11 protein-coding genes are annotated in these 12860 nt (G+C 45.5%); 2 read left to right on the forward strand and 9 right to left on the reverse strand.

Going from position 1 to position 12860, the window contains the following annotated elements; all coding sequences use genetic code 11:
• Positions 1-62: 62 nt before the first annotated feature.
• Complete coding sequence (locus MZO40_RS01815) at positions 63-1427, reverse strand: amino acid permease (RefSeq protein WP_050337973.1); 1365 nt, start codon at positions 1425-1427, stop codon at positions 63-65.
• A gap of 237 nt (positions 1428-1664) precedes the next feature.
• Between MZO40_RS01815 and MZO40_RS01820 the strand changes: the two genes are divergently transcribed.
• Positions 1665-2129: an NUDIX hydrolase gene (locus tag MZO40_RS01820; RefSeq protein ID WP_050337974.1), complete on the forward strand. Its 465-nt coding sequence runs from the start codon at positions 1665-1667 to the stop codon at positions 2127-2129.
• A 359-nt stretch (positions 2130-2488) separates the two neighbouring features.
• Here the strand turns inward: MZO40_RS01820 and MZO40_RS01825 are convergent, their stop codons facing one another.
• On the reverse strand, positions 2489-4081 hold the full coding sequence (locus MZO40_RS01825) for an HIRAN domain-containing protein (RefSeq protein WP_105960961.1): 1593 nt from the start codon (positions 4079-4081) through the stop codon (positions 2489-2491).
• 369 nt (positions 4082-4450) lie between these two features.
• Positions 4451-4795 (reverse strand): helix-turn-helix domain-containing protein, encoded by a 345-nt coding sequence (locus MZO40_RS01830; RefSeq protein WP_021338275.1) that lies wholly within the window; start codon positions 4793-4795, stop codon positions 4451-4453.
• Between the two features lie 167 nt (positions 4796-4962).
• Between MZO40_RS01830 and MZO40_RS01835 the strand changes: the two genes are divergently transcribed.
• A complete protein-coding gene (locus tag MZO40_RS01835; RefSeq protein ID WP_105960975.1) occupies positions 4963-5988 on the forward strand; it encodes a zinc-binding alcohol dehydrogenase family protein in 1026 nt (341 codons plus the stop codon).
• Between the two features lie 190 nt (positions 5989-6178).
• Here the strand turns inward: MZO40_RS01835 and MZO40_RS01840 are convergent, their stop codons facing one another.
• The 6 genes from MZO40_RS01840 to MZO40_RS01865 all read right to left on the reverse strand — a co-directional run bounded on the left by MZO40_RS01840 (position 6179) and on the right by MZO40_RS01865 (position 12860).
• Positions 6179-7606, reverse strand: coding sequence for a PTS transporter subunit EIIC (locus MZO40_RS01840; protein WP_105960960.1), 1428 nt, complete (start codon positions 7604-7606; stop codon positions 6179-6181).
• A 122-nt stretch (positions 7607-7728) separates the two neighbouring features.
• Positions 7729-8568: a Nif3-like dinuclear metal center hexameric protein gene (locus MZO40_RS01845; RefSeq protein ID WP_122217452.1), complete on the reverse strand. Its 840-nt coding sequence runs from the start codon at positions 8566-8568 to the stop codon at positions 7729-7731.
• A 16-nt stretch (positions 8569-8584) separates the two neighbouring features.
• Entirely contained in the window at positions 8585-9421 is an 837-nt protein-coding gene (locus MZO40_RS01850; protein WP_105960958.1) for a PRD domain-containing protein, read from the reverse strand.
• Between the two features lie 37 nt (positions 9422-9458).
• Positions 9459-9944: a PTS glucose transporter subunit IIA gene (locus MZO40_RS01855; protein WP_088770280.1), complete on the reverse strand. Its 486-nt coding sequence runs from the start codon at positions 9942-9944 to the stop codon at positions 9459-9461.
• Between the two features lie 205 nt (positions 9945-10149).
• Entirely contained in the window at positions 10150-11979 is a 1830-nt protein-coding gene (locus tag MZO40_RS01860) for an FAD-dependent oxidoreductase (RefSeq protein ID WP_216680954.1), read from the reverse strand.
• Positions 11980-12131: 152 nt separating this feature from the next.
• Positions 12132-12860: a gamma-glutamyl-gamma-aminobutyrate hydrolase family protein gene (locus tag MZO40_RS01865; protein ID WP_105960957.1), complete on the reverse strand. Its 729-nt coding sequence runs from the start codon at positions 12858-12860 to the stop codon at positions 12132-12134.

Consider the following 12860-nt stretch of genomic DNA (forward strand, 5'->3'; position numbering starts at 1 on the left):
AAATGGCCAAAATAAAAGGTTCTTGCCGTTGCCAGCAAGAACCTTAATTGGTCCATCTAAAATTACAAGTTATCTTCCTTGTTCCCAGCATATTTGCGGAAATAAATCAGGGTCATCACGATCAAGAAGACGACACCGACTAAAATCGAATAACGTGTTTCTGGGTTGATAAACATAAAGAGCAACGTTAAGGCCAAGAAAGCTAACGTTAAATAATTGGAATACGGTGAAAATGGCATCTTGAACGGATGATTTTTCATCTTAGCCGCATTTTGCTTCCGAAAAGCAATCTGACTCACTAAAATAACGACCCATGGCACCATTCCGGGTAACACACTCGAGCTGTAAACCATGACAAAGATTTCGCCGGCATCCTTGAAGAACATTGGTAAGACGACGTTTAAAACGACCCCAATCAGAATCCCAGTTGCAATCGCAATCACGGAATAAAAGGGTACCCCGTGGCGATTCAACAACGTCATCTTTTTCGGTAATTGATGACTTTCAGCCAACGTGTAGGTCATCCGACTCGCACTGTAGATCCCGGAGTTCGTCCCGGACAGAGAAGCGGTGATGACCACGAAGTTGATAATTGAAGCGGCCGCGGTAATCCCAATTTTCGCGAAGGTTTGCACAAACGGTGAGCCAATCTGGCTGAGTTGATTCCAGGGATAAATGCTGACGATGACGAAGATGGCGCCGACGTAGAAAATCAAAATCCGTGCGACGGTCGAACGAATCGCTTTGACGATCGTACTTTGTGGATTTTCGGCTTCTCCGGCAGTGACCCCGATGAGCTCGATCCCTTGATATGATGCGAGAACAATGGCTAACGCGAACACGAAGCCCTTGACGCCACCAGTGAAGAATCCGCCATGCGTCCACAAGTTACTAATTCCAATCGGCTGTCCATGGTTCCCAATTCCGAAAATAATCAATCCTAATCCGGCAATAATCATCAAAATAATCGTAATCACTTTGATGAGCGAGAACCAGGTTTCCAGCGTCCCGAACATTTTGACCGAAATCAAGTTGGCCGCACATAGGAAGACGATGGCAATCAGGCCGGGAATCCAGTCCGGTAAGTTCGGCCACCAATAGCGACAATAGCCGCCCAGCGCAATCATTTCACTCATCCCGACGACCACGAATTGGAAGATATTGCTCCAAGCCGTGAGATAACCGAAGACTGGGTGAATGTATTCGGAAGCAAACTTGGCGAACGAACCGGTATTAGGGTCAACGTACAGCATCTCACCCAACGCCCGCATTATCAGGTATAAAAAGGCCCCTGATACGATGTATGCAATTAGCACGGACGGCCCGGTCCACTTAATGGTCGAGCTCGAACCCATGAACAGTCCGACCCCAATCGTGCCGCCCAGTGCAATCATTTGCATCTGGCCCGTACTTAGTTTTCTCTGCATAAAATACTCTCTTTTCATAAATCAAAGAACTCACACCGCCCATAGCAGGCAGAATGGTATATAGCCTTTATCATAGCTAAAAAAGCGCACCGACGCAAACGCATTTCCCGACACATGGTCAGAACGCACCCGATTTCACGCGGTTTCAGCTAACTCTGTAGAAATTTATCAACTCACCACTTTCAACGGCAATAATCGGTATAATAAGGGTAATCAAACTAGAAATGAGGTTTCGTCATGGCAAATTATATTAAAGAAATCCGGGCCTTAGTCGGTCACAAACCGATCATTTTAAACACCGCAGCTGGTATTTTGGTCAATGATCAACAACAGGTCCTACTGAATCTGCGCACCGATACGCATAACTGGAGCTTGCCCGGAGGCTATTTGGAATACGGTGAAACGTACGCGACGGCTTGCGTTCGGGAATATAAGGAAGATAGCGGGATCGACGTTGAAATCGTTGATCGCATCGCCATCTTCGACAAGGGTGAGACGGCCTATCCGAATGGCGACGTCGCTCAGACAATCAGCGCCCTCTTTTTGGTCAAACCAGTTGGCGGTCAAGCATTGACCCACGCCACTGACGAAACGCTCAAACTAGATTATTTCGACTTCGACAACTTGCCACCATTATTGAATCAGCAAAACGCCGACATGATTCACGCGGGGCAACAATATTTACAGGCGCATCCTCAGTAGACTCAGTGTTGATGCAATCAGTCCGACAGTGGATGCGCTGCCGATGAAATTTGGTCACTCCGTCATTCGACCGCCGCTTGCGACTATCACTTGGCGATTATCGTCACTCGCAGTCGTAGCGGTTGGTCTCGGTGGCCATCGATTGCTAGTGACTTTATCAGCGATAAGCGCGCTAAATAAAAACGTTCGCTGCTGCTATGCGTGAGACGCTGCAGTTACGGCCCCTTTTAGACGCTAAATAGACGGTTCAAGAAAGCTTCCAATTCTTGAACCGTCTATTTTTGGGATTATTTGATTTTCTAGCCTAAACCGCCTATTCGGTGAGTGCCTCTGTCAGCCACGCAAACAATTTTGACCATTCATTCAACATCATCATTCCAACCACGAAGAAAGATGCGTAACCAGTCGGGGCTTTCGGTGGTGGGCGTCATTTGTGGATGCTCCGGGTCAGCGATGATTGCAATGCGGGCAATTGCCGTTAACGGTACCTGTTGAATTTCAAACATCGCATAGTTATAAAATGCCAGGCAACCAATTAGTTGGGACTCATCATCCTTAGTTGTCGTACTGAATAACTGCAACGGATAAATGACGTGATCGACCATCCCGACCGTGGGCTGATAATAGTGCATCGTCGTGATTTCATGATAGACGACCGCGTGGATCAAGGCTTGTAGCAACGTTTCGTCCACGTCTTCAGTGCTGGTGGCCGCTAACTGCACGTATTGTTGGTAATTGGCCAGTGCATGATAAGCTTGGTCTCCGAGTGTTTGGCGGATTTTTTCGACCGTAATGGCTGTCACACTTGGCTCTAAGCGCTGACCACCCTGATAATTAGGCAACGCCGACACTAGGATGGCAGCGAGTTCTTGTTGGGTAAAGGTCGCGTGTGTTTGACTCGGCGTCTTGGGTTGATACGGCACCACTGGTTGAGAAGTAAATTGCAAGGCCAGTTTTAGCGCCGGTTGCACCCGTGGATCACCAAATGGGGCCCAGCTAACCATGAACCCGGCCTGTTCGTGTGCCTTGAGCTGGCCAACACGATAAATCACGGCCGCCTGACTGCCATCATCAACTAAATTATCATTTAAACCGGTCCGCGTTTGCGCACTGAGCCCAACTACGTAGAAACTGCTAGCATTGGTCAATACTGCCGCCGAGATGCGATCGTCTTGCCACCGCTGGACGACATCCGCGGTAGCCGTGACCTGGCACGTGACTAGACTGTTGGCTGGAACTTGTGACCAATCCGGGGTGATTAAATAACGTTTGGTGACTTGCAAGGCATCATCCGGCGTCAACCAGGGCGACAGTGGCACGCGTTGATAATTGATAGGCCGACCATTGCACAGTACGACTAAAGTCCCTAATGGCGTTTGCAATAAGTGTTTGGGCATCGCCCCCAGTGAGGTTGATTGCGTCGTCAACTGTTGACGCGCCTGCATCGCTTCTACCGAACTTTCGCCAGTAGTCGTGCGCCAGACCATCACGGATAGATGCTGCTGCTTTTTGTCCAATTCGGTCACTGTGCCATACAACAGTTGACCTTGATCCATCAAGGCAGCGTAGGGCTGATTCTGGTAACGGGCAATATAACCCAGTTTTTCGTGCTGGCACGTCCATACCGAGATGGCATTATCATCATACTGATTGTTAGACTCGCGTTGCAACAGCACTGGCAAGCCAACTTCTAGTTCGGCCAGCACTGGAATGATATTGTCAATGTATCGTTGGCCAACGACCGCAACGGTATCCAAAGATAGCCCGGTTGCTTTAGTTGGTTTTTGTTCGGTTATCTGAACAATATCGGTTGCAGCAATCACCTCAACTGGTGCTGTTTCTGGTTCGATTGGCCGTGCCAAGATTTGTTGTCCCTGATTAACGACCGCAATCACGCGATATATCTTCTGCTGATTGGTCGTAATTCGCATACCCATTTCAATTTGTTTCACAATATCACCCCCACGTTCAACTTAAACTATCTCTATTATACGTAACCGCTATCATCATTGATAGTTTAATGAGTCGTTTCGCAATTTCAGCTTACATAGTTGGTCACTGGGGTAATACCTCTTAGCTGTGATGAAACAACTTGTGTGACCAAATGTTTCACGTGAAACATTCTGCGCCAGTTACACACTCGAGAAACTTGCGGTTAGAAAAGCCTCTTAGAACCAGCAACAACCAATCCTGCTAACAGGGCTGGTTTCACAGCAGTATCCTTACACCAACTCGACGCTATCCATCATGTACGCATCAGATCAAGCTACCAAGCCTAGTGCTAGCCCGGTCATTAACCCACGTCAGTTTATGTTTCACAGTCAATCTGCTACTTGCCGTGCGTTATACAGCCGGCCCCACTTCTCCATTTCCATCACGACTGGCTTTAGCGTCAGGCCGAAATCAGTGAGGCGGTATTCGGTCTTAGGCGGAATCACGGGATACACCCGCTTGCTAATCAGTTGATCGTGTTCAAGCTCCTGCAATTGCAATGCCAGCATCCGCCGCGAACAGTCTGGCATTCGTTTTTGCAATTCGCTGAACCGACAAACACCACTCGTTAACAAATGATACAAAATAACGCTCTTCCACTTGCCAGCGATCACTTGTAAGGTACTTTCAACCGGGCACCCTGCCTGGCAGTCAAAAATCTTTCTCGTATGCATACACAATCCCCATTTCTGATGGTTAACTTATAAGCAGTATACCATTCACGTGTCAGTCTGAGACCGTTACACGCTTGTAACTAAGTGCAAACAAATTCACGTCTTGTTTTTGACTCACAACGTCGTATATTTAAGGCAAGCTAAGGGGGATGTTACTCATGAAGAAAATGAAGGCAGTTGGTTTCTATGCACCATTACCCGTTGAATCACAAGACAGCTTACAAGATGTCACGCTTCCTGTGCCCGTCGTCAGTGGACATGACTTGTTAGTCCAAGTTGCGGCTGTATCCGTTAATCCAGTCGACGTTGGGGTTCGTCATGCCAAACGGCGGCCGCTTTCCGCACCAAAGATCATTGGTTGGGATGCTTATGGCACCGTGACAGCGGTCGGTGACCAGACCAGTCTGTTCAAGGTGGGTGACAAAGTCTACTATGCGGGCTCGTTCAAACGGCCCGGCAGTGACAGTCAATACCAGCTCGTAGACGAACGCATCGTTGGCCTGGCACCCAAAAGTATCCGACCAGAAGAAATCGCAGCCATGCCGCTGACGGCCCTGACTGCCTACGAAGCACTATTTGAACAGTTACAGATTCCATTGACCGCGCCCTCACAGTCGCACCCCTCAAAGACGATTCTCATAATCAATGGTGCTGGTGGGGTTGGTTCCATTGCGACCCAGTTAGCGAAGTTAGCCGGCTTGACCGTAATTTCAACCGCCTCACGTCCGGAAAGTATTGCCTGGACAAAAGCACACGGCGCTGATTTTGTCGTCAATCACCGCAATGACTTGGTCCACGAAGTCCACCAACTTGGACTGAAATACGTGGACTATATCTTGGAGCTGAACGACCTTGATGGCCATTGGAATGAAATGTGCGACTTAATCAAGCCATCCGGTCACATCGCTTCAATTACCGAAAATCACCGCCCCATCAATCTCAAAAAGCTGACTAAGAAACGTGGTACTTTTGCATGGGAGTGGATGTACGCGAAATCATACTATGGCACCGATGACCTGCAGTCTCAACATGACATTCTCAATCAAATTGCGGCTTGGCTGGACCAAGGCCTGATTTCGTCCACCCTCACCAAAGCACTGACACCCATCAATGCCGCCAATTTACGGCTGGCCCATCAGCTGGTTGAAAGTCATCATATGATTGGGAAAGTTGTGGTTAGGGGTTGGGATTAAGGAGTGCGATTCATCCTATGCGAAGTTGTCACAACGGATGATATAAAATAAAAGCAGTACTTAACATAAAAGTCTGAAACCTTTTATCACCAGCATGGTAGATAACAAGATTTCAGACTCTTTTGATGTGTCAGTTGCTTATCACTGCAATATATGCTCAAAACACAGTATCTTTTATGATTACCTTACTTTAATTGTTGGCATTTTTCTCAACCTGTCCCTCGTCCAACTTAAAGAACATCATCGTTGCAAATCCGGCAATCAATGCCACCAAAATAGTTATACCAAGCGCAATATAATTCCAGCTTGATCCACCAATAAAAGCAGCAATTCCATAAATCCCATTTGATGTGTTCAAAACATAGGCCGTCAGATTAAGAAATCCGGCAACCAACCCTGTTATGCCACCAGCAATAGCACCGGCGACTAGAGGTGTCTTGTACGGAACTGACAAACCATACAGTAAAGGTTCTCCAACTCCGCCTAGGAACCACGTCACAATATATCCGATGGTTAATTCCTTATTCTTACGGTTCTTGAACTTATACCAGCAAGCCATTGCAACTCCCGTACCTGCCCAACTTGCAGCTAAAATACCGGGCAAAATTAGGCTGTCGGAACCAGCAGCAGGAAAGGTAACAAAGAGAAATGATAATAGAACAACGTGCATCCCAGATAGCACCATAAAGGTGAACAAAGCACCAATAACAGCAACAGCTAATGGCCCTGCAACCTTGCCTAATGCAATAATACCATCACTCAGATACTGCCCGAGATAACCTCCTAATGGCGCCAAAACGACTAACGATACCGGCAACATTACAGCCATGGTTCCAAAGGGTACCAAGAAGACTTGCAACGTACTTGGTGAAAAGCGCCGAAAAGCTCTTTCAACATAACTCATAACCCAAATCGATAACAAGATTGGCAAAACAGTACTCGAATAATTCATTGCTGTAGTTGGTAGCCCATAAACCGTAAAATGAGTTGATTTAGCAGCCATTGAAATTAGAGTTGGATGAACCAAAACTGCCCCCAGCATCATCCCAATTGGAATTGAGATTTTTAACTTTTTAGCTGCCGTATAACCTACGAAAATTGGAAGAAAGTAAAAGCCAGCATCACCAACAAATGTAAAGACTTTATACAAGTCACTCTTTGTTGACACCAGATTTAATAAGGACGGTCCAATAATGGCTGCCAAGGTTTTAAAAAGCGAAGCAGTTAATAGTATTGGAATTAATGGAGTCAAACTTCCTGCTAAATAGTCAAAGATACGATCAATGATTCGTTTTTTGGAAGTATTCTGCAAATCGCTCTCAGTTTCAGCATCATTTTCGACAACACCTTCAGCCATTCCTGCACCGAGGTGCTTCACCACAACCTCATAAACATCCGCTACAGCCGGGCCAATCACAATCTGATATTGCCCACCAGAATTGGCAACACCAACTACACCATCTAACTGCTTAATTCCTGCACTATCTGGTGCGCTCATATCCTTTAGATTGAATCGTAAACGGGTCATACAATGAGTGACACTGACAACATTATCCTTGCCACCAATTTTTTTAATTATTTGTTGGCTTAATTCTTCATAATTTTTCTTTTTGCTCATAAAAATCCCTCTTTTCAAAAAAATAACCCTTGGAGTATCACAAAACATTGCCACTATTAATTAGTGGGTGTATTTCGGTGATGCCTCAAAGAGTGAGTAACAATCCATAAATATTCAATTTTTTATTTAGTAATGTAATGATACATATCGCCGGACTTAATAAACCGACAAGGGATACTCTCACCCAGCGCCTTTGGAATATACGTTGCCATATATTTCATGCCCGGCTCTTCCAGATTAAAATGACCAATAGCGATGACTGCCTTATCTTGCCCCAACTGACTACTGTCACGGATATATTCACTAAGCGTAAAATCAATCAGTTCTGGCGTTAAATAAATATTAATTCCTTCCTGATCAGCATCTGTTATTTCTTTTTTTGCATCTCCCAAAATATGAAATGTGACATTTACTTGTTTGGCATGACTATTCAAATTACCTAAAACTCGTGCACCTTCTAAGTCCAGCTTATCAATAATATAATTAGCCAGTGCTGCCACAGAACTAGTAGGTAGTCTCAGCGCCAATTCACTATTTTTCGAAGGAACAATGTACTGGTCCCATGCTAATTCCTTAGCTAATCCATAAAAAATACCATCAGAGTATGTCCCATCCGGCAAAGGAATACCAGAATGAACATAATCATGACATCGCCAAACAGTAATCCCCCCAGCCTCTAATAATTGCTTTTTAGCTAAGTAAGTTATATTCTTTGTCGATTCGAGCCAATCAGTATGATCACCATGATTCCAGAAAAGCGCTTCATGAGTAATAATCAAATTATCTCCAAGCTCAATTGCTTTACGGATTACATCTACAGATGGCCATTGTGTCGTCACAATTCCTGTACATTCCTTCTGCGTACTTCCAAATAATAGTTGATCTCTTGTTGTATCTGGTTTGATATCTTTGCTCCCCTTATAATACGCTTTCATTTTGCTGATTACTGTTGAAATCTTCATATTAACCGCCCTTCATCTACGCTAACTGACTTCTATTCACCATTCTCCGTACATAAATAGCAACGTAGAACACCTCGTCCTCATCACTATGTTTTCCCAATCTTTTATCAATAAAGTCTGTAATATCATGCGCACAATTATAGATTGCTGCATTATCACGCTTCATCGTTTCGACCATATTGTTCATAACTTCTGCCTTGTCAGTGTCTTGTGCTTTAAGTCGTCGAATATAGTAACGCATGTGCATCGCAAATCTATTATACGTAAAACTATCTTCGTCAATTTTCATCTTAAATCTTTTCTCAATCATTCCAACTGATTCAGCAATCATTTGCTCAGTCGGATCATTTGAAATAGACGCTTCACTAACAGTACCAGAATTGACTAAATGCATTGTAATCGCCGTAACTTCATCATCGGGCAACGTAAGGTGGAATTGTCGATTGATTATATCAACAGCCAATCGTGCCACCTTTGTCTCTTGTGGGTATAATTGCTGGACATCATAAGAAAATGGAAATTTCATCTGTTGCTTATCCTGAACCCTTTCAAGGGTAAAATTAATATGATCAGCAAGCGTAAAGATCAAGTTAGGATTGATTACATGTTGTATACGACGTCTTGCTAATTTAACAATTTCAGAACTAACTGCGAAAACCGTATCTGGAATTTCGTTCAACAACTGGAAATAATGAGAGTTTAGTTTGTAAAACGTCATTTCAATCTTGCTCAAGTCCGTCAATTCATAAGGTACTTTTTTAAATCCGATCCCGCTGCCAAACGCAACAAGTTCTTTGCCTTGACCATCTATGCATACCACTGCATTATTATTGATTTTCTGAATTACTCGCAAACTGATTCATCTCCTTGCCGGAAGACGGTCAATGTCTCTACACATTAAGAATGTGATCCCCGGCATTAATATTTTGTCCTTCGTATTTCACTAAATCAATTGATTCATTGAGCGGTTTAGTAAAAATAACCATAGTTACCATATCATACCCTTTCTTTTTCATTAACACGCGATCATATTCAATTAACGGCTGACCGCTCTCAATGCGATCACCATTCTTTACAAGCGCTTTAAAGCCCTCGCCTTTTTGATTAACAGTATCCAAGCCAATATGCAATAAAATTTCGACTTTGCCATCATTTGTCTGTATCCCAACGGCATGTTTTGTTTCCGCAATCGATACTACTTTGCCTTTGACTGGTGAGCTAACGATGTTATTTGCCTCCATTGGTTCAATCGCAAAACCATCACCCATCATCTTGGTTGAAAAAACCTCATCCTTTACATTTTCCAAATTGATAATTTTTCCACTAACTGGAGCACAAATATTAACTTGTGATTTAGTTTTAAATAGTTTGAACATGTTTTTACCTCCGAACTACAAAAAGACACCACCTCTTCAATCTAACAATCAAAGACGGTGATGCCTCATTACTGAGTAACAACCCAATTATTTTAATTTCCGTAAACGCTTACTTGATTATAATAACACGTACTCATAAAAATGCAATCACATTTTTAAATTTCTTCCTAGCCTCGTGAAAGCAAGTTTGGTTCCACCCGCACGCCTACGACATCCGTGCCGCCGCCAATGTACTAATCGTTTCAGCTGCTTTACGGCCCTGGTGCACGATACCCGCAATGGCAGTTCCTGAACCAGGATAGTATTGGCCAATCCAACCACCAGCGTTCAAGCCAGCTGCATACAGATTCGTGATTGGCTGGTCAAAATTATCTAGTACCTGACAATCGACATTGATTTTCAGACCACCAATCGCGCCCAGGTTTGTGGCCCGATTACGGTAAGCATACCACTTACCCGCCAGCGCTTGAATGCCCGTCTGACGACCAAATTCCGTATCCTGTCCAGCTGATGCTTGCTGGTTCCAGGCAGTCACGCTGGCAGTCAGATTATCAACTGGCACGTTGATTGCAGTTGCTAAATCAGTCAGCGAATCCGCCGCAATCACGGTGCCCTTTTTAACATCTTCAGACAGTGAGTCCGCTGTCCACCAAGCACCATCCGCTTGTAATGACGAGTCGGCAAAAATCATGTAGGTCGGTGTCTTGAATTGCTTCTCCTGCTGGAAGATGGCCCGATATTGATAAGCGTAAGTCGCATCTTCGCAAACAAAGCGTTTGCCACGACCGTTGACAAAAATCATCGGCATCGCCGGAACCCGGTTGTCAGTCCCGTTTCCAGTCTTACCATCAAAGTCAATACAACCACCCATGCCTTGAATAGCAGCGCCAACTGACTGGCCTAATAAAATACCGTCACCCGTATCGGTCTTAGCAGAGAGACAAGTATTAAATAGCAAGTCATTATACTGCTGAGGACTATATTGAAAGGCCAGCGCTTGGTTATGGTCAATGCTGGCCGTTGCCAAAATCACGCCATACCGAGCTTTAAAACTCGTGACCTGATTCTTAACACGTGCTTTCACCCCAGTAATCGAGTGGTCATTCGCCGTGATCAATGTCGTCACAGTCGTGTCATAGCTGATTTTTGCACCCTTTTCTATCGCTCGCTTGAGTAAAGTTTGCGCCAACACGGTGCCGCCAGCCATACCGCCACCGCCTTCGTAAACATGAATCCGATCTGCAAAGTCTTCGGATTGCTCATATGGAATTTGGGTATGGCCGTAAACCGCATGCCATTTAATGCCGAGATCCGCTAACCATTCGATGTTTTTAGGCGCATTGGTTGCTAAATCACGGACAAGGTCAGCGTCGACCGAATTTTCGCCGGCTGCCAGCCACTCATTAGCATGCTTTTCTGGCGTATCATTCTGATAAGCTGTAAATTGTTTCTGATATTTTGTGCCTGCAGCCTGCACTACGCCGCCGGAATAATTGGTGGTCCCTCCGGCAATGCCTGCTTTTTCACAAATTAGCACGGATAGGCCTTCGCTAGCTGCCTGGACTGCCGCTGACAAACCAGCACCACCAGCGCCGACGACAATCACATCATAGGTTGCATCAAACGTTGCATGCTCAGAAGCCACTTCGGCAGGCGTCACCGGTGACGGATTAGTCGGTGCTTGCAATGGATTTGCTGACGCTCCAGTCACTTCATCTACAGGCCCTGACTTGGGACTTGGCACGTTGATATCTCGTCCGGCTTCTTCAGATAGCGTTTGTTGTGAAACAGCGATTGCTTTTTCAACCGCTGCCTTAAAAGCATTTGCACTGGTACTTGCCCCAGTAACGGCATCGACATCCGTTGATTGTTGGGCTAGAATCTGTGCCTTCATTCTTGCGATTCCTAACGCCCCGACCGTCGCAGCTTGAGAATATTCAGCATCGATCTTTTTAATTTTCTGATCTTCAATCGTCACATTCGCAGTGATTGGACCATGAAATCCGTGCGTCACACCTTGGTATACTTCTGCCATAATGATTAACCTCCTAGATTGTGAAACAGACTACAAAAGCGCTTACACGGTCAGCGTACACTAGTTTATACTATATTGCAATTTCTAAGTCAAAAAATACAGCCACCAAGTCAGATTCCGACTCGATCGCTGTATATAATCGATTCACCCATTCAGCAAGCCGCCACAAACCGCGCAAACAGTTGTGCTTGAATCAAATCAGCTTGCTGCATCATTTCAGGGTGCCACTGGACGCCTAATTGGAGGGCACCATCCGTCGATTCAATGGCTTCGACGACCTGGTCTGAGCTCTGAGCAACAGCTTGAAAGCCATCCGCCACCCGCTTCAATGCTTGATGGTGGAATGAATTGACCGCCACCTTGGTCGTTCCTAAGTATGTCGCTAAGGTCGACTCAGGGGTTACGGTCACTTGATGACTACCATAATCGGCTAACTGGCCCTGCATGTGCTTGAGCGTTCCTTGCCCAGCCGGTAGATAACTCATGTCCTGGTACAAACTACCACCGTAGCACGCGTTCAAAATCTGCAAGCCACGGCAAATGCCTAAAACGGGTTTATCTGCCGCGTGGGTCGCCCGAATCAGCGCCATTTCATACTGATCTCGTTCTGGGTCGATTCCACCCAGCTTGGGCTGTGGCTCCTCACCATACGTCGCGGGGGCCACGTCTGCGCCACCGCATAACAATAAGCCATCAATCAGCGTGACGTAACGCGCAATCGTTGTCTCATCCGTCGTCACTGGCAACACTAGCGGCACGCCACCATTAGCCGTAATCGACCGCAAATAATCGCGGTTCACGTAATCGCGTTGCCGGCCCGGAAACATCCGACTGTCGACCGTAATCACACCAGGTGCAATGCCAATAATTGGTTTGCTCAT

The organism is Lactiplantibacillus sp. B652 (assembly GCF_023806745.1).
Lineage (GTDB): Bacteria > Bacillota > Bacilli > Lactobacillales > Lactobacillaceae > Lactiplantibacillus > Lactiplantibacillus pentosus.